At 41.9% G+C, this 17,746-nt stretch carries 14 protein-coding genes and 2 pseudogenes; 11 read left to right on the top strand and 5 right to left on the bottom strand.

Going from position 1 to position 17,746, the window contains the following annotated elements; all coding sequences use genetic code 11:
* Positions 1 to 17: 17 nt before the first annotated feature.
* The 4 genes from T3H97_RS08505 to T3H97_RS08520 all read left to right on the top strand — a co-directional run bounded on the left by T3H97_RS08505 (position 18) and on the right by T3H97_RS08520 (position 4,173).
* Positions 18 to 1,559 carry an MFS transporter gene (locus T3H97_RS08505; protein WP_328802258.1) on the top strand — a complete coding sequence of 514 codons (1,542 nt, stop codon included), beginning with the start codon at positions 18 to 20 and terminating at the stop codon, positions 1,557 to 1,559.
* A 96-nt stretch (positions 1,560 to 1,655) separates the two neighbouring features.
* On the top strand, positions 1,656 to 2,507 hold the full coding sequence (locus tag T3H97_RS08510; RefSeq protein ID WP_103048087.1) for a sugar phosphate isomerase/epimerase family protein: 852 nt from the start codon (positions 1,656 to 1,658) through the stop codon (positions 2,505 to 2,507).
* Between the two features lie 326 nt (positions 2,508 to 2,833).
* Positions 2,834 to 3,100: a CD3324 family protein gene (locus T3H97_RS08515; protein WP_328802259.1), complete on the top strand. Its 267-nt coding sequence runs from the start codon at positions 2,834 to 2,836 to the stop codon at positions 3,098 to 3,100.
* A gap of 146 nt (positions 3,101 to 3,246) precedes the next feature.
* Positions 3,247 to 4,173 (top strand): GNAT family N-acetyltransferase, encoded by a 927-nt coding sequence (locus tag T3H97_RS08520; protein WP_328802260.1) that lies wholly within the window; start codon positions 3,247 to 3,249, stop codon positions 4,171 to 4,173.
* Here the strand turns inward: T3H97_RS08520 and T3H97_RS08525 are convergent.
* The 3 genes and pseudogenes from T3H97_RS08525 to T3H97_RS08535 all read right to left on the bottom strand — a co-directional run bounded on the left by T3H97_RS08525 (position 4,170) and on the right by T3H97_RS08535 (position 6,594).
* A pseudogene (locus tag T3H97_RS08525) lies at positions 4,170 to 5,174 on the bottom strand (alpha/beta hydrolase family protein). The gene T3H97_RS08520 and the pseudogene T3H97_RS08525 overlap by 4 nt on opposite strands.
* Positions 5,171 to 5,821: a GNAT family N-acetyltransferase gene (locus T3H97_RS08530; protein ID WP_328802261.1), complete on the bottom strand. Its 651-nt coding sequence runs from the start codon at positions 5,819 to 5,821 to the stop codon at positions 5,171 to 5,173. Before T3H97_RS08530 ends, T3H97_RS08525 begins: the two are co-directional and overlap by 4 nt.
* Positions 5,822 to 5,838: 17 nt before the next feature.
* Positions 5,839 to 6,594: a helix-turn-helix domain-containing protein gene (locus T3H97_RS08535; RefSeq protein ID WP_328802262.1), complete on the bottom strand. Its 756-nt coding sequence runs from the start codon at positions 6,592 to 6,594 to the stop codon at positions 5,839 to 5,841.
* Positions 6,595 to 6,823: 229 nt separating this feature from the next.
* Between T3H97_RS08535 and T3H97_RS08540 the strand changes: the two genes are divergently transcribed.
* Positions 6,824 to 7,702: a radical SAM/SPASM domain-containing protein gene (locus T3H97_RS08540; protein WP_025719701.1), complete on the top strand. Its 879-nt coding sequence runs from the start codon at positions 6,824 to 6,826 to the stop codon at positions 7,700 to 7,702.
* A 515-nt stretch (positions 7,703 to 8,217) separates the two neighbouring features.
* A complete protein-coding gene (locus tag T3H97_RS08545) occupies positions 8,218 to 8,400 on the top strand; it encodes a hypothetical protein (protein WP_328802263.1) in 183 nt (60 codons plus the stop codon).
* 621 nt (positions 8,401 to 9,021) lie between these two features.
* On the opposite strand, the gene T3H97_RS08550 is transcribed toward T3H97_RS08545, so the two are convergent.
* A complete protein-coding gene (locus T3H97_RS08550; protein WP_328802264.1) occupies positions 9,022 to 10,158 on the bottom strand; it encodes a hypothetical protein in 1,137 nt (378 codons plus the stop codon).
* A 627-nt stretch (positions 10,159 to 10,785) separates the two neighbouring features.
* On the opposite strand from T3H97_RS08550, the pseudogene T3H97_RS08555 reads away from it, so the two are divergent.
* Positions 10,786 to 11,868 (top strand): annotated as a pseudogene (locus T3H97_RS08555) (ankyrin repeat domain-containing protein).
* Positions 11,869 to 11,957: 89 nt separating this feature from the next.
* On the opposite strand, the gene T3H97_RS08560 reads toward T3H97_RS08555, so the two are convergent.
* Positions 11,958 to 12,845, bottom strand: coding sequence for a LysR family transcriptional regulator (locus tag T3H97_RS08560; RefSeq protein ID WP_328802265.1), 888 nt, complete (start codon positions 12,843 to 12,845; stop codon positions 11,958 to 11,960).
* A gap of 126 nt (positions 12,846 to 12,971) precedes the next feature.
* Between T3H97_RS08560 and T3H97_RS08565 the strand changes: the two genes are divergently transcribed.
* The 4 genes from T3H97_RS08565 to T3H97_RS08580 all read left to right on the top strand — a co-directional run bounded on the left by T3H97_RS08565 (position 12,972) and on the right by T3H97_RS08580 (position 17,659).
* Complete coding sequence (locus T3H97_RS08565) at positions 12,972 to 13,643, top strand: O-methyltransferase (RefSeq protein WP_328802266.1); 672 nt, start codon at positions 12,972 to 12,974, stop codon at positions 13,641 to 13,643.
* Between the two features lie 353 nt (positions 13,644 to 13,996).
* On the top strand, positions 13,997 to 14,743 hold the full coding sequence (locus tag T3H97_RS08570) for a DeoR/GlpR family DNA-binding transcription regulator (RefSeq protein WP_025719685.1): 747 nt from the start codon (positions 13,997 to 13,999) through the stop codon (positions 14,741 to 14,743).
* A gap of 2 nt (positions 14,744 to 14,745) precedes the next feature.
* Positions 14,746 to 15,657 (top strand): 1-phosphofructokinase, encoded by a 912-nt coding sequence (gene pfkB, locus T3H97_RS08575; RefSeq protein WP_328802267.1) that lies wholly within the window; start codon positions 14,746 to 14,748, stop codon positions 15,655 to 15,657.
* Between the two features lie 67 nt (positions 15,658 to 15,724).
* On the top strand, positions 15,725 to 17,659 hold the full coding sequence (locus T3H97_RS08580) for a PTS fructose transporter subunit IIABC (RefSeq protein ID WP_328802268.1): 1,935 nt from the start codon (positions 15,725 to 15,727) through the stop codon (positions 17,657 to 17,659).
* Positions 17,660 to 17,746 lie beyond the last annotated feature (87 nt).

The following is a 17,746-nucleotide window of genomic DNA, read 5'->3' on the forward strand; positions in this document are numbered from 1 at the left end:
AAATGGAGGAGAGTAAAGTGGTTAGACAACCCAAATTTATTAATTATTTGTCCTATGGGTTAGGTGATTTCTTAGGGGCAGGCGCGTTTGCATTGACAGCAGCATGGTTGCTTTTCTTCTTAACAACTTTTTGTGGCCTAACTGCTATTCAAGCAGGTTCTATTTTCGCTATTGCTCGGATTGTTGATGCGATTGCAGCGCCAACTATGGGATATATTACAGATAATTTTCATAAAACAAAACTTGGCCGTCGCTTTGGAAGACGAAAATTCTTTATATTAGCCGCCATTCCACTTGTACTTGTCTATGCAGCCATTTGGGTTTCCGGTTTTTCTTACTGGTATTACTTATTAACCTATATTTTGTTTGAAATTGTATACTCCATGATTTTAATTCCTTATGATACACTTGCCGCTGAAATGAGTAACGATTATAAAGTGCGTTCGAAGTTTACAGGTGCAAGAATGTTTGTTGCTCAGGCTTCAGCTGTATTCGCTGCATTTATTCCTGGCCGTCTTGTGGAAGCATTGGGTAAGGATGATCCTCTTACATTCCTGTACTCAGGTATTATTTTCACTGTCATATTTGTAGTGGTATTGTCACTGCTTTACAGAAATACATGGGAACGTCCTCTTGAAGAAATACCTGAAGAGGAAGTGATTGGTAATAGAAAATTTTTACAAAATGTTCATAAGATCTATGCGGATTTATTCTCGACTTTACGAGTAAAAACATTCCGTCACCATCTGGGTATGTATTTGGGTGGATATTTAAGTCAGGATGTATTCAACGCCGTATTTACATATTTTGTTGTTTTTGCTCTCCTGCAAAATGCCGTTGCCGCATCCAACTTATTAACCTTTATGTATGTCATGCAGCTTTTTGGCGTATGGATTGCTCTTACCTTAACGATTAAATTGAATCCTGCCCCGGCGTTTAGAACTGCAATTTCTCTCTTTATCGCAGGAGTTATTGGATTTATTGTATTAAAGGTCACTGGAACGCTAAATAACACTGTTTTACTGTTTGCTATGATTGGAATTTGCGGGTTGGGACGCGGTGGTTTGAACTACATCCCATGGAACAACTACGCATTTATTCCAGACGTAGATGAAGCTTTAACTGGTCAAAGACGTGAAGGTGTGTTCGCCGGTGTAATGAGTTTGATCAGAAAAGGGACTCAGGCGCTAGCAGTTTTTTTAGTAGGTGTTGCATTGCAAGAAGCAGGCTTTGTATCCGGGCAAGCATCACAACCGGATTCAGCTGTAACAGCTATTATTTCTATCTTGCTGTTTGGTACGCTCTTCTTTTTGGTGGGAGGTTTGATTATCTCCTATCGTTACAAATTAACTAAAGAAAATCATGTCGTTTTGTTGGATGAAATTAAACGTTTGAAAAATGGCGGTTCTAAAAAAGAGGTTACACCGGAAGCCCGACAAGTTTTTGAACAATTAACAGGTTGGGAATATGAAAAAACATGGGGAAATAACCCTGTGGGGTATGAAAATCTTAGAAAATATAAAGATAATCATGAAACCAAACATGAAGTAATGGTATAAGTGTGAAGCTGGTTTAATTGAAATGATCAAGTCAATAAAGCAGGTCATTGGATTTCATATGATACGGCTTTTTGAAATCTAAAATGGAGGACGGCTATGAATGCAAATTTAGGAATTCGGGTACACGATATTGAAAACGTTTCTTTACAAGAAGCAGTGAACATCATATCAAGTAAAAGTCTAACATCCGTTCAGTTAGCCGTAAGTAAATCACTACATGAAGTGAATACAAAATTAGGAAGTTTTAGTCCTGGCATTGCTCACTATATAAGTAGTATTTTTCGGGAAAAAGATGTGCAAATAGCGGTTTTAGGTTGCTACATCAATATGATCCACCCTGACCCAAGTCAAAGAAGAAAAGAATTGGATCGATTCAAGGAGCATATCCGGTTTGCACGTGATTTTGGCTGCAGCATTGTTGGAACCGAGACGGGAAATGTAAACCCGGAGATTGTCTATACCGAAGAGAATTTTACTGAGAAGCCTTTTTTGGATGTAGTGGAAAATGTCAGAGAACTTGTAGCGGAAGCAGAAAAGTTCGGTGTAATCGTAGGAATTGAGGGGGGAATTAATCATCCTATTCATACACCGGAGCGAATGAGAAGATTGCTGGATAGTGTTCCGTCTAATAATCTTCAAGTTATCTTTGACCCGGCTAACTTTATTTCCCTAAATAATTATCAAAACCAGGAATCTGTTTTCCAAGAAGCATTTGATCTTTTTGGAGACAGAATCGTGATTATACATGCAAAGGATTTCATTATTGAGGATAATGCGACAAAGTTTGTGCCTGTTGGAAAAGGGATATTAAACTATAATTTTCTACTGAAATTATTAAAAGATAAGAAACCTTATATAAATATTCTATTAGAAGAAACAAAGGAACAGGATATCGACAAGAGCGTTGCTTATATAAATGGGTTATATGCTTCTTTCCATGTTGACTGAACGTCTCTGCAAGTAGCACTAGCAACCCATTGTTCGCGAGTGTAACTTTGATCGTTGTTTCATCGCAGTTCGCATTTTACAATAACATGAGTTGAGTTCCTAATCATTGAACTGGACTAAGTGAAAACCAATATGATGTCAAAAAGGAGGGGGAACGATGTATCGTATCATTGATTTCGTACTCAATCTGCTCCATGCAAAGCCTGCGGAATAAACAAGGCGAAGCTTGGTATGGAGCGAATATATTTCGCCTGTAAGGATTAGTTATTGGCAGACGCAGGCTTTGCCCTTAAAATGTAAAATTTATTTTAAGGAGCGAGCCCTACATGAATTATTTGAAGGCAACTGATCTACTTCCTGATGATTTGCTTAAGGAAGTTCAGCGGTATATACAAGGAGAACTCATTTATATCCCAAGTCGTCCAAGTGAGCGTCGGGGATGGGGAGAAAGCTCAGGCGCAGCCCTTTATTATCTCATTCGGAACGAAGAGATACGTGCAAGATTCAGCGAGAGGGTGCCCATTGACGAACTCTCAGAACAATACGGACTGTCTGTAGACCGCATTAAGAAAATCGTTTATTCAAAAAAATAAAAAATGTGCCCGCAGAGATGATCTGTGGGTTTTTGTTGTCCTCTTATAAGTATAACGTTACAAACATTTGATAAAAGAACTTGGCATATATCTAAACTTCCAGAATCTTTACAATAAGGTCATTGCAGAAGAGCAGGAGGTAAATAATGAAGTATACTCAGAAAAAATTCGAAACGCATGACTTTTTAAGGATTAGAGATTTTTTGAAACACTCCCTCAAAAGTAGCCCAAACCTCAAAAATTGGTTTATAGACCGATGGAATTTTTGTAGATATTGGGGACAAATCATGCACAATACATTTGAAATGTGGCCTGAGACTGTTGGGATTTGGGAGGATGAGCATAAAGAAATTGTTGCTGTTGTTCACCCGGAAGGAGAAGGTAACATAGGTGAAGCCTATTTCCAGCTTGCAGATCGAGATTTTTCAAATGAATTTCTAAATGAATTAATAGATTATGCTGAAATAAAATTAGCTTTACACAATGAGGGAGTAACCACTTTAGATTTAATCGTAAACGAGGAGGGAGAACAACTTAAGGAGCTTTTGAAAAAAAGAAGTTATATCTTGCAAGATGGGAAAGAAACGACGTCCTATATGAATGTACCCCATGATGCAAAGGTAGAATTACCAAAAGGGTTTAGAATTTCGGATGCGAATGAAGTGGGGGATTTTGAAAAAGGGTTTGCTCATGGAAGAGCATTTGGGTATTACAAGGGCGATTATCCAGATCATAATGTCGCGGAACGATGTTATATATCATTGAGAAATGCCCCTGATTATATACCGGAATTGGATGTAGTCATCCTGGATCAAAACAATGAAGTTGCTTCTTTCACTACTCTCTGGTACGACGAGCTAAATAAAATAGGAATACTGGAGCCGGTAGGTACGATACCTAAGTATAGAAAAATGGGGCTTGGAAAAGCCGTTATTTATGAAGCTATAAAAAGAGTCAAAGACAAAGGTGCAGAAAGAATTTTTGTGGGTTCCGGTCAGCCCTTTTATCTGTCGATGGGGTTTTCATTAGCATATTCAAAAGAAGTATGGCAAAAAAAGAACATCCTTGTTTAACGCTGACTGACATAATCGGCAAGGATTTTCAGGTACTCGTCATTCACCAATTTTCTTGGGGCGAATACGGCTATTAAAAAAGTTAGAGATTTTGAACGCGCGATTTTTTCATCCATCATGGAATGGTCGGCTTCAGGTAAATGAATCACGGACAGCAGCTCAGAAGGTATTTTTTGGCGATATACTCGCTCGGTATCCTTTACATCAACATTAATATCTTTACCAGCCAGAACCAAGAGTATAGGAGAATGGAAGTGACTTAATTCTTCGGTGGAATCAGACAGAAAATTTTTGCCTATAAAGCTCCATCTTTCTTTGGAAATCATATCGTCAGGATCGGCTATGCTTAGACATTCTTAATAAGAAGCATGTTTTTTCAGTAACTGTAGAATTTCTTGATCGTAGTTCAATGTCTTTTGAATTTCTTGCGGAGTAGCTCCTTCTTGTTCCATTTCTTTTCTGGTATTAAATTGTCCTTGGGAAATCCAGTTCACGGCAGGCGATACAAGGATGCTGAAAGCAATATTGTGCTCCTCTTTAACGATCTTCGGAATGACCCATCCTGCTTGACTGGCTCCCCATAGGCCGATTTTTTGCTTATCAACTACAGGTAAGCTTCTTGCCCAGTCTATTGCATATCGGATCTCCTGTGCGCGGTCCTCCATGCTTTGGTCAAGCCAATTGCCAGGAGCGCTGTTAATACCGGGCTTATTCAGTGATAGGGAGGCATAACCCTTGGAAGCGAACTTTTCCCACAGTGGTTTGTATCCATCATCATATGTGTCATTAATAGGACCATCCCCATGGACAAAAACAACCAATCCAACCTTTCCCGAGTAGTTCTTAGGCAAAGCTAATGTACCTGTTAACAGCCCTTTAGGTGTCTTAATTTGTATTTTTTCTTCTGTCATCTTGTAGGAATTTTGATATAGAACAATTAGTATCAAGGCAACAGCCAGAGCTGCCACAATACCAAAAGTAAGCTTAAATGTTTTTTTCAACGATGTTCTCTCCTCGAATGCAGATTCTCTTTCCAACTCATCAGATACCATACAGGCTCCTTGAACCAAAAATGCCGTAACCCATTATACTTGGATTGTTCTACTTCAAACGCTAGTTTGTGATACAAACAAATAGCCCCTTGGTTCTTATACGCTACATGAAGCGTCAATGCATGAAAACCAGATTCAACTGTGAATTGCTGTGCGAAAGCTAGAAGACGGCGTCCTATTCCCTGGTTACGATGACTTGAACGAATTGCCAAATGATCAATGTAACACTCATTTGCAGCGGGGGTATACTCCAGCGCATGCATACCTGTCAAAAATTTAAATACATTGAAGCAACCAAACTTTTTTAGGAGCGGAGCTAAAGAAATGGGGTTTGTTTCAGGAAGTGAAGAGGAGGGGGCCTTCCATTTGAGGGAAAGAACACCGACAACATCTTCGTTCTCTTTGGCTACAAATTGTTTCATAGATGTAGAATAAGGATTTTGAACCCAGATCTTCATTAACAACTGCTGTATAGCTTGATCCTCCAGTGTAACAAGAGATTGGAATTTTGCTTTAAACGATTCAACTAAAAGACTGCAAACAGCTTCATGGTCTTGTTTCTGGTATGCAACAATGTCAAAGGATTTTGCACTCATGTAACGCCCTCCAAGATTTATTCTACTTTAACTTGAATTTCATATTGCAGCTTGTTGTTGTCGAACATCGAAAGATAAGATTTTTCTACTAGAACAATCTTGCTTTGGCAGTTATATCGATGATGAGCTACATATCGTTCCATTTGTTTGATTTCATAATCAATCTCAGGTTCTTCAATGACGGAAAGATGCTTATAAAGATAGTTGCCTTCTTCCAGAATATAGTCAGCCACATCCGCCGTTTCATAACATAGCTTCACCTGTCCGGCATCAGACAAGTAATGCAGGTCATTTTCAAATAATCGAGGTGGGGCAGGGCGGTGTTTAAATAGGTTTCCGGCAGTGAGCTCTTGACCATTCTCCAATGCAAACCATAGCTTTAAATGACGGAGACCTAATCGTTTGACCTGATACTCATCATCCTGCTGGGTCCGATTATTATGTTCTTCTAAAACTTTGTGAATAAACTGTTCATGCATCTTCAAGTTGGCTATTTCAGCCTGTACCTTCTGCAACGAATGCTCTAAAAGCTGGTTATAGTCATCGGCAGCATAGGAAGTCATACATTCTTGAATCTGACCGACAGGGACATTTAATTTGCGTAACAATAAAATATGCGAAAGCTGATAAATCTCATGAAGCCCGTACATTCGATATTGATTTTCTTCTGTATGTGATGGATGCAAAATTCTCTTTTCTTCAAAATATCGCAGTTGATGTACAGATACCTTCATGAGCTGAGCAAGCTGGCTGATCGTAATGTGTTCTTTCAATGACAGGACTCCTTACTGATAGTTGAATAACTCCACTATAAACCTTAGGTCAGACCTAGGGTCAATAGAAAATATCAAATCAAATTTTGGATAGGCGTAGGTGTCGAGCATTTGATGCCCACACCAAGGGGGAGACTGGAGAGTTTACCTGTCGGTGATAACCCGTTATAATCATAAGATTAGTGAGCATAAACAAGATGCTCTGGATGAAGGTTAGAATGGGGAAATCATGTTGAAAACTTTTAAAAAGGTATACATTGAGATAACGAGCATTTGCAATCTCGCATGCAGTTTTTGTCCTCAAACACAGCGTGTCAAAAAATTTATTGATCCGGAAGTCTTTCGAAATGTGCTTGATCAGGTCAAACCACATACAGATTACATCTATTTGCATGTAAAAGGAGAACCGTTGCTCCATCCGAAAATTGATCTTTTGCTGGAAAGTGCTCATGAGAAAGGATTGAAGGTCAATATTACCACCAATGGTACCTTGCTGCCGAAGACCGGACATAAGCTGCTTGGGCAACCAGCGCTGCGTCAGATGAACTTCTCTCTTCACAGTTTTGACGGACATGAAGGCTCCGTGGATCGAGAAGGATATTTGGGTAATATTTTCACGTTTGTAAGAGAAGCGGTGAAACACAATGTCATTATTTCGTTCCGTCTCTGGAACTTGACTGAAGATAATTTGACTAATGTGCAGCGTCAGCGCAACCGGGAAACACTTGAACGACTGGAGCAAGAGTTTGGACTGGACTATCGGATTGAGGAAAAGGTGATACCAGGCAGTGGGGTCAAAATCGCACCAAACGTTTATTTGAATCAAGACCATGAATTTGAATGGCCGAGCCTCAGCGCCCCGGAAGATGACGGAAAAGGCTTTTGTCATGCACTCCGTAGCCAGGCGGCGGTATTGGTGGATGGAACAGTGGTCCCTTGCTGTCTTGACGGAGAAGGTGTCATTAATTTAGGTAACGTGCACGAACAATCTTTTTCCGACATTGTGGAAGGGGAGCGTGCAAACCGTCTGTACTTCGGATTCTCCAAGAGAGAAGCGGTAGAAGAGTTATGCCGAAAATGCGGGTACCGCAAACGATTTGGAACATAATCATACAGATAGAGCTCCAATTAGCAATAGAATGAATCGCAAGAAAGATAGCCCTTTGACAGGGCTTTTTCTTATATTTTGCTGTTCAGAGGAGTTTGGATATAATCGATTGCTTGTGAGAATGGTTATCAATTATAATAAATTTAATTCTGATAGGGCGGAATAAGAGCTGAAGAAACGGTTTGGATGGGGATTGAGTGGTAGTAATGAAGTTGAACGATCACATTTTGCTGTAGAATCATGTTTTTATACAGGTGATGGATGTTCGTCATAAGAAGATCGAAAAAGGGGAGGAGCTACGAACCTATCGACTTCCTGCCAGTGCGTTCTTGTATGCTGTGCGTGGAAGCGCACGGGTACGGTTGGGTAACAGTATTCATAGGGTAGAGCGTTTCCATGTACTGCATGGCGGAAAAGGAATGTGCCTGAGTATCCTGGCGGAGTGACGTGCTTGAATATTACATCATTCTGTATAAGCAACGTTGGCCCTGCCTGGTCGCAAAGAGATTGCATAATTGCTGGAAAAGGAAAATCCTTTTCAGAATCAGTATGCTTTCGCATCTCATTACCCGCTGCCCCTGTACGATAAAGTGAAGCTGTTGGAGCAAGAATGGAGTGAAGCTTCTGGACTTGGCAAACAGCATGTTAAAGCCTTGTTTCATCAATTTGTATACGAGTTGTTGCAGCAGTTGTATTGACAGGGCAACATCCAACAGCGATGGACAAGCGGCAGTGCAAGCGCAGACAAGAATGGTTAAGACATTAAAAGGCGATGTGGAAGTACCTGCAAACCCGAAACGAGTGGCATCTGAATACGAGAAGAAAGCTGCAGAGGCCAGAACGAAAATTTAAGGTATCGTTAAAGACGGAGAGACGGTTTCAATTGTACAAGTCGCCAATAAATCAGTATATGTTTTGGCAGCGAAAGGCGGCAATTATGGAAGTCCGACCATTTATCATTTTACCCGAGTATATGGGAGATCACATCTTTGTATACGGCTCGGAAGATGAAGGGGCCAATCAGATTCTGCATAGTGAGCTATGGAAAGGACTTCCGGCTGTAAAAAAGGACAGGTGTTTATATGTACGGTTCATTCAGCGATAAAGAGGATGAGTTTGTGATGGAAGATCCTTATTCATTGGAGCTTCTGCTGGATACCATAGTTAATCTCTTATTAGCCCACAAAAAATAAAAGGATGTACAATAACATCTCCTATCTAAACAAGGGGAAGCTTTTAGAAATTCAAGCTGTGATAGTCATATAGACGAAATCCGCTTAACACAAAGATTCCTAAGTGTTTGGCGGATTTTGTCATGTCTATATTTCTTCTTCTCTGTATGTTTTGGTATATCTTTGAAACTCAGATTTCTGATGATCGTAATAATCAGCTCTCGTCCAAAAAATAATTTGAGAGAATGAATCGGAATGTTCCAAATAAGTGATTAAATATACAACTTTTACTTTATCGTTCTCTGCCCATACTTCGTATTGCAAGCCTTGATTCCCGCTAATATTGACCTTTATTGGTCCCGTCAAAATAATTCCTTTTCCAGATCTTTTAAGTACTAATTGAGCTGAAAACTCAGCGTATTCTTTCAATGTGATCATTGAGGATTTCTTATAAGGCAGTTCGGATTTCCAATCCTTGATGATTGCCATGTATGCATCGTTTTTTTCATACCAGGCTTGAATTAACGCATCTGGATTAAGAATTAAACCAGTCTTCCATACATAAGGGAGACGGATTTGTTGCTGGGCATCTTCACTTTTAAATGTTTTCAAAATGGTTGTTGAGCGAAGGTCAGGCTTAACTTGAGAGTCGCTTAATACTTTCAAGGAGCTGGCTATAGTTGCAAATTCGTGATGTTTTTCTACAGCAGAGCCTTCCCTTGAATAGATTAATACTTGAAGATAGTGCTGTTTGCTTTCAAACATGGCACTGAAGTAATAGACCTGTTTACCGTTGAAATTTCCGCTATAATTGGCTGTTCTGGCGGTTGTGGAATCAATCTGGATTGGAGTAGTTTCCACAGCCTTAAAGTTTTCAAGGTCAAGTGCGGAGACTTCTTCACGTTGCTGTACAAATTCATCGAGCGTCATATTACTTGCATAAGCTGACTTAGGGATACGGAAAACCAGACCTACATTCTTGTTTCCTTTGTCAGCAACACTAAGCACTGCGTCCAGTTGTCCTTGTTTAAATTTACGCCAGCCAGCGGGAATTGTGAGAGCCACAAGATCCTTATCCGAGGTAACGGTATGAGCCGGCGACTCTGTGACGGGTGGAACAGGCAGACTTTCTTTGTCTACAACTTTTGTATTGTGAGTCGCATTGTCTACATCAGAATTTGTTTGGACTGCAGTTGCAGCATTTTTGGAGGTGCAGCTGGTAAGCATGAGCACTGCGATCAGTGCAACAACATAAAATCGGAAATGCGCAAAATTGAATTTCATGGAAATAACTCCCTCTGTTTCATATTTACAAAGGGAATTTTACCCTTTTATAAAATCATAAAAAAGAGGCGTTTGTCCTGTTTTACGTAGCTCAGTCGCTTATGGTAGTCGTTACGGTGACATTGTTGACAGAGGTTGAGGAGGCAAGCACGACAATAGCTGTGTAACGATTAACCACTGGAGTGACATTGATACTTGTAGTGATGCGATGTTTCCAGATACGATACTGTCTGCTTCCAGATAGATTCGAATAACAGACATAGAATTCCTCCATTCCTAATATTCCAGATAAATATCATAGCCTATGTGAATATTCTAGATATGGATTGGATGGGGAGGAGTCTTCCAATTATTTCTCTTTGTTCAAGCTTCTTTGGGCCCGGGTTACTATTCGCTTCGTTTCTTTGGTATCCAAGTCATCAACCATGTATTACGAGCCCCTTTTCGTGGCACAGGGTATACAGAATCATAATATAATTATAGCTTCTCTAAGGTATTTTAAGCGCTATTACTCACTTGTTTGCGCTATAAATTTGGGGGAATCTCTTGGATTTATATAGAGGAGGGGTTGGTATAAAATAGATATACATAATTAATAGTAGATACATAAAGAGTGAGGGAATAACGATGATTAAATTAAAAGATGTAGGCAATTTCGAGGTTCTTCCTGAGATAGCGATGCATATCGTTCAAGGCAATATATCCGCTTTACGCTAAGCGCTGACCGAAGGCTGGGATATAGAACAAGGAATCGTACTCAGCAAATATACGACATTAAGTCCATTAGATATTACACTCATCACTGAGCAAATGGAAGTCTTGAAGCTACTGGTCGATGAGGGGGTTCAACTTAATGTGAAAGATAATCCCGCATTCCTGACGGCTGTTCGCTATAGTACAGAAGAGATTGTCCGTTATGTGGTTGCCCATGGCGCCAAGCTGGACGGGAAAAATCATGTCAAATCCGGTGCCTATGAGCAAGCCTACTACGGTAACAAAAGCAATATCCTGCTTATCCATGAGCTTGGCCTCGATATAAAGCAGCATGCTGGAGCAACACTCCGCAGCGCAGTTAGTAAGCATGACCTAAAAACAGTAGCATTACTATTGGAACATGGCGTAGATATTAATTTCAATGCCCCTAATATGGTATATCCTTATAAAGCCACGCCTTTGACAGTGGCGGTACGCAACAACGATTTTGCGATGGTGAAGTATTTGGTTCAGCAAGGCGCTGATGTGACGCTGGCAGAAAAAGATGGAGAACGGGCATATACAATTGCACTAAGTAATAAAAACGTAGAAATGGCTGAGTATTTAAAGTCTGTCGAGCCTCCGGCATTTCATAATCTGGAAAATAAACGACATACTTTGAAAAGCTACAAGCTTCCAAAGGATATTATTTCCTTTCTAATGGGGGATCAGCTCCGTGTGAACCTGCCAGAAAATGATCTTGATATTCAATTTGTTGAGTTCTTCTCATTCATAGATACGGTTGAGATGAAGGCGGGTCGGCAAAAGCTGTTGCGTCTGTCTCTAAAAGTAGATAATTACTCGGATATTATATTGGTGTGGAATCCGAAGCAGAAGTGCCTGGGTTATTATGACGAGGAGCATCAGGAATATGCGGATGTGTGCAGCTTTGCCGAGTTTCTTGCACAGCCGGAAGATTATCTGGAGAAGATTATTGAGGGTGAATATTTATCATAACAAGGTGAGCCATGAATGCGGTATGCACGCAGTCATGGCTCTTGTTATTTTAAAATACAGCACTAGTGTACACAGGTGCCTTATGCTCATCAGGAATGGTTACGTATGAGCTGAATGAGATTTAGAGTAGCGGTAGATAGGGGGTCGTTCTTACGGGTACAGATGGCGATTGAATTGAGAAGCTGGATGTCTTCTACGTATACCCGGCACAGCTCGCCACGTTCTACATATTCACGCACGACCAGTGAGGACACAAAGTTGGCGCCATATCCGGCAATAACTGCGGTAATCGCCTCGTGCAGCCCTGTGAAGTTTAGGGTGACTTTAGGGGCGGGGGCATTGTAGGTTCGACATAAGGAAAATAATCTCTCCCGTGTCGAGCTCCCCTTTTCACGCATAACAAAGGGTTCATGCATCATTTCCAATAAAGAAACCTGCTGATTTGCATACCGATGATCTGGAGCTACCACGAACCATAATTCATCACGAAATAATTCTTCAGTCTGAATCGTATCGGGATACTGCTCAGGCAGTCCTCCGTAGATAGCCAAATCCACTTCTATATTTAATAGCTGCTGCAAAGCATCGTTGGAATTTGTAGTGTTAATCGTCATTTCAACATGTTCATATTGTTGTTTGAATTTTGCAATCCAGGCCGGAATGAGAAAATGAGCCGGTAAATAAGTAGCCGCTAGCCGGATATGACCATGGGCTCCATCACGATAATCTTGTGAAAATTGTTCGATTTGCTGTTCGACAGCAAAGAGCCGTCTGGCGAGTACAGCAAGTTTTTCACCAGCATCCGTTAAGGCAATCCCTCTTCCTAGCGGCATGAGCAGTGTGAGAGATATTTCTTTTTCAAATTTTTTAATCTGGGCGGTAATCGCAGGTTGGCTAATATTTAAAAGTTCAGAGGCACGTGTCACACTCCCTGTAGAGGCGACCACGTGAAATAAGCGTAATGCATGCAGGTTCAAGACCATTCTCCCTTTCCGACAGATTCATATATGTAGATTATGAATAGAGCAAAAACATATATTATTTTTATAATAATAATTCATTTACAATCAAATTGTAAGTTAATCCAAAGGAGAGTGGAGCGAATGAATCAAACGAACACGTGGGATCAAGTAGACCAGTATATCTCGGAGTGTCTCATTCCGCATGATGCTGTCTTGGAACAAGTATTGGCCGCTAATCAAAAGGCGGGACTACCTCCGCATGATGTATCCCCTAATCAGGGAAAGCTATTAAATATCCTTGCTCAAATGCAAGGCGCGCGACGTGTGCTGGAGATCGGTACTTTGGGAGGCTACAGTACAATCTGGTTGGGAAGGGCGTTGCCGGAGGATGGAGAAATAGTTACGCTGGAAGCCAATCCGATCCATGCTAAAATTGCCCGGTCGAATATATCGTTGGCTCAGTTGGATGGAATAGTGGAACTTCGGGAGGGAGACGCTTTAGAGCAGTTAGCACAGATGAAAGAGGAGAGAGTTGACCCCTTTGATCTTATTTTTATCGATGCGGATAAACCCAATAATCCATTTTATCTGGATTGGGCACTTCGCTTCTCACATCCTGGCACCGTTATTATCGGTGATAATGTTATCCGTGAAGGAGAAGTGGTTCAAGCTTATAGCACAGACCCTCGTGTGCAGGGAGTAAGAAAGTTTTATGAGATGCTAGCTGAGGAATCAAGAATTACAGCTACAGCTGTCCAAACCGTGGGGAGCAAGGGGTATGACGGTTTCGTCATTGGAATCGTTAAGGGCTGAACGCTGAGCATCTCGATTGGCTAAACACAAAGGGGAGCAATCTTCGTGTTTAGCCTTTTTCTGAGTAGTAGAGAAGGTGGGGACGAATTGTGCGCATAATGGTAAAATAGTACTGATGGAAGCTTTAGAACGCTTTTGAACGTTTACTGCTGAATTCCTATGTAAGAAGAATGAATTTACATAAAAGTGGATGTATTTTCTTTAAAATGTAAACGCAATCATGATGATTGGAGCAGGAATTCACCATTTTGTAAAAAATTGAATTAGAAATGAATTTTTTTGAATCTTTTTGAAGAAAAATGATTGTTTTTTGTCAAGTTTGTGGTACGATATGAACAGTTGGGGGAATGATGATGCTGACGGAAGAAAGATACAAGTTAATAATACAGCGCTTACAAGAATGTGGTGTTGTAAAGTTGCAGGAATTGGCTGATCTGTTGGGAGCTTCTGAGTCAACGATTCGGCGTGATTTGATAGATCTTGAGGGCCGTCAGTTGCTCAAGCGGATTCATGGCGGGGCAACCTTGCTGAATCAGAAAAGTCAGGAACCTGGCATGGAAGAAAAAACATTCAAAAACGTTCAACAAAAAAATGCGGTGGCCCGTATAGCAGCCAAAGAAATTTTGGATGGCGAATGTATTTATCTGGATGCGGGAACAACAACGATGGCGATGATTCCTTACATTGAAGCTAAAGACGTGACGGTCGTGACGAATGGACTATCCCACGTAGAGGCACTGGTAAGCAAAAGAATCAGAAGCTATCTACTGGGAGGGATGATGAAAATTCATACCAAAGCCGTAATCGGGAGTATTGCCCTACAAAATTTGGACAATTTTCGATTCGACAAGTGCTTTCTGGGAACGAACGGGGTGGATATGGAAATGGGGTATACAACTCCTGATCCTGAAGAGGCGCTGATCAAGCGGCGTGCCCACCAGCTGTCTGGCAAAACGTATGTGTTAGCCGATTCCAGCAAAATTGGAGAAATAACCTTCGCCAAACTGTTCGAGCTCAAGGAAGCTATACTTATTACTGAATCGATGCCAGAACGGTCACGCCGATCCATCGCTCAGAAAACTAAGATAATCGAGGGATAACAATGATATATACAGTAACGCTGAACCCTTCCATTGATTATATCGTGGAAGTTGATGATTTGAAGCTTGGTGATTTGAACCGGATGAAACGTGATTTAAAACTGCCAGGTGGTAAGGGAATTAATGTATCACGTGTACTGAACCAGTTGGGAGCAGATAGCACGGCGATTGGTTTTCTCGGAGGATTCACAGGCAGGTTTATCGACGATACATTGCGGGAAGAATCCATTAAAACTGATTTTGTAATGATCGAAGATGACACACGGATTAACATTAAGCTCAAGCATGGCGATGAAACGGAAATTAATGGTTTGGGACCTGCGATTCGTGAGCAAGAGGCCGATGCGTTGGTGCAAAAGCTGGCGGGACTCCAGAAAAATGACATTGTCGTCTTGTCGGGAAGTATTCCGCCGTCACTTGGAGGAGACTTCTATGATCGGCTGATTAGCGTATGCCAGCAAACTGGAGCTGAATTCGTCATCGACACCACAGGTGAGGCGCTGATGAAGGCACTGATTCATAAACCGCTGCTCATCAAGCCGAATCATCACGAGCTGGCTGAGTTGTTTGGCGTAACGATTCATTCAAAGGAGGAGATCGTCACTTACGGTCGTAAGCTGCTGGAAGCAGGCGCAAAAAATGTACTGATTTCCATGGCAGGAGAAGGGGCTTTGTTCATTACGGCAGATGAAGTGTATCACGCAAATGTACCAGCAGGTACGGTAAAAAATTCTGTAGGCGCAGGTGATTCAATGATTGCTGGATTCGTGGGTACGCTAGCTCTTCATGGCGATCCGATCGAAGCATTCCGTGCAGGAGTGGCATCCGGAAGCGCAACTGCGTTTTCCGATGATCTGGCTACTAGAGAGAAGATTGAACAATTACGGCCGCAAGTCACGATTTCAAAACGGTAATCCGGCTGCATCATGAGCTTATTATGCGTGTATCGACACGCTGACCGAACTTAGGAGAGTGTGAAAAATGAAAATAACAGACCTGATGATTAAAGAAACGATGATCATGGACCTGCAGGCGACGACAAAGGACGAGGCGATTGAGGAGCTCATCGCTAGTCTCGAAGCAAGTGGACGTATTAATGACCGGGCCTTGTTTAAAGAAATGATATACAAACGCGAAGCAGAATCCAGCACCGGAATTGGCGGCGGCATTGCGATGCCGCATGCCAAGACCAAAGCCGTGAATGAAGCGACCGTCGTTTTCGCCAAAAGCAGTAAAGGCGTAGAATTTGAATCGTTGGACGGTGAGCCGGCAAAAGTATTCTTTATGATTGCGGCTCCAGAGGGAGCAGCAAATACGCATCTTCGCACACTGGCTGCCCTTTCCCGACTGTTGATTGATACCGATTTCATCGATAAGCTTATGAATACGCAAACACCGGATGAAGTATCCGAGCTGTTTGATACCAAGCAGGCGGAAGAAGAAGCTGCCAAGAAAGCAAAAGAGGCTAAGAAAGAAGCAGAAGCTGCCAAAGCACAGCAAACGCCAGACGTTATCGTTGGCAACCCTAATTCTGACGAGTTTGTGGTGGCGGTGACCGCTTGTCCTACAGGCATTGCACACACGTTTATGGCTGAAGACGCTCTCATTAAGAAAGCGACAGAGATGGGCGTGAATATCCGAGTGGAAACGAATGGCTCGGAGGGTGCACAAAACGTACTGACAGCGGATGAAATTCGTCGTGCCAAAGGTGTAATCGTCGCGGCTGACAAAAAGGTTGAAATGGCCAGATTTGACGGTAAGCCTGTATTGCAAAGACCAGTAAGCGACGGTATTCGTAAACCTGAAGAACTGATCCGCAAAGCGCTTAACGGCGATGCTCCAATTTATCGTAGTGAAGGTAAAGGCAGCGCTGAAGAGTCCCAAGCGGAGAAGAGCAGTGTGGGCAGTAAAATCTACAAGGATTTAATGAACGGTATTTCTCATATGCTGCCATTCGTTGTAGGTGGGGGGATTTTGTTAGCGATTTCCTTCTTGATTGAACAGGTGGCAGGTGAAGATAATGTATTGTTCCAGCTGTTGCAAACGATTGGCGGAGGAACAGGTGCGTTCCACTTCCTGATTCCGATACTGGCCGGATTTATCGCGATGAGCATTGGAGACCGCCCGGCACTGATGCCAGGTATGGTTGGGGGTCTGATGGCTGTAAACTCTAATGCAGGCTTCCTTGGCGGTCTGGCTGCTGGTTTCATGGCTGGTTACGTCGTTATCTTCCTGCGTAAAGCTTTTGCAGGCCTACCGAAAGCGCTGGATGGTTTAAAACCAATCTTGTTATACCCTGTATTTGGTCTCCTAATTTCAGGCGCGATTATGTTCTATCTGTTTGATCCGATTTTCGGTGGTATTAATACGTGGCTTGTCAATGTTCTGAACAATTTGGGAACAGGTAATGCGGTTATTCTGGGTCTAATCCTGGGCGGAATGATGTCGATCGACATGGGTGGACCTTTCAACAAAGCAGCTTACGCATTTTCAATCGGTGTCTTTACTTCCAGCGGTAACACGAACGGAGCTATGATGGCGGCTGTTATGGCGGGCGGTATGGTACCTCCGCTGGCGATTGCATTAGCTTCGACGTTCTTCAAAAATAAATTTACTGAGCAAGAACGCAAGTCTGGTTTGACGAACTATGTACTCGGGTTGTCCTTCATTACGGAAGGAGCGATTCCATTCGCAGCTGCTGATCCTCTGCGTGTCCTAACCTCTTGTATTGTAGGTTCAGCGATTGCTGGTGGTCTGACGCAGTTCTGGCAAATCAATCTTCCAGCACCACATGGCGGAATTTTTGTAGCAGCTCTTGCCAATCATGCTTTGCTGTTCTTGCTTGCAGTGGCAATTGGCTCCGTGATTTCTGCGCTCATTCTGGGACTGTGGAAAAAACCGCTCGAAGCGAAATAACGGTTATAATAGGAGTATAAAAATAAAGAGAGGGCCACATTTTCTTAGGCCTTCAAAATAGTAAAGCCGCTAAACACCAGGTTTCTG

Origin of the sequence: Paenibacillus sp. LX16 (assembly GCF_036252815.1) — a bacterium.
GTDB lineage: Bacteria > Bacillota > Bacilli > Paenibacillales > Paenibacillaceae > Paenibacillus > Paenibacillus polymyxa_B.

What these genes read in the sequence shown, in the direction of transcription:
- T3H97_RS08510 (WP_103048087.1), top strand. Translation starts at nt 1,656, where the DNA reads ATGAATGCAAATTTAGGAATTCGGGTACACGATATTGAAAACGTTTCT.
- T3H97_RS08515 (WP_328802259.1), top strand. Translation starts at nt 2,834, where the DNA reads ATGAATTATTTGAAGGCAACTGATCTACTTCCTGATGATTTGCTTAAG.
- T3H97_RS08520 (WP_328802260.1), top strand. Translation starts at nt 3,247, where the DNA reads ATGAAGTATACTCAGAAAAAATTCGAAACGCATGACTTTTTAAGGATT.
- T3H97_RS08530 (WP_328802261.1), bottom strand. Translation starts at nt 5,821, where the DNA reads ATGAGTGCAAAATCCTTTGACATTGTTGCATACCAGAAACAAGACCAT.
- T3H97_RS08540 (WP_025719701.1), top strand. Translation starts at nt 6,824, where the DNA reads ATGTTGAAAACTTTTAAAAAGGTATACATTGAGATAACGAGCATTTGC.
- T3H97_RS08550 (WP_328802264.1), bottom strand. Translation starts at nt 10,158, where the DNA reads ATGAAATTCAATTTTGCGCATTTCCGATTTTATGTTGTTGCACTGATC.
- T3H97_RS08565 (WP_328802266.1), top strand. Translation starts at nt 12,972, where the DNA reads ATGAATCAAACGAACACGTGGGATCAAGTAGACCAGTATATCTCGGAG.
- T3H97_RS08570 (WP_025719685.1), top strand. Translation starts at nt 13,997, where the DNA reads ATGCTGACGGAAGAAAGATACAAGTTAATAATACAGCGCTTACAAGAA.
- pfkB (WP_328802267.1), top strand. Translation starts at nt 14,746, where the DNA reads ATGATATATACAGTAACGCTGAACCCTTCCATTGATTATATCGTGGAA.
- T3H97_RS08580 (WP_328802268.1), top strand. Translation starts at nt 15,725, where the DNA reads ATGAAAATAACAGACCTGATGATTAAAGAAACGATGATCATGGACCTG.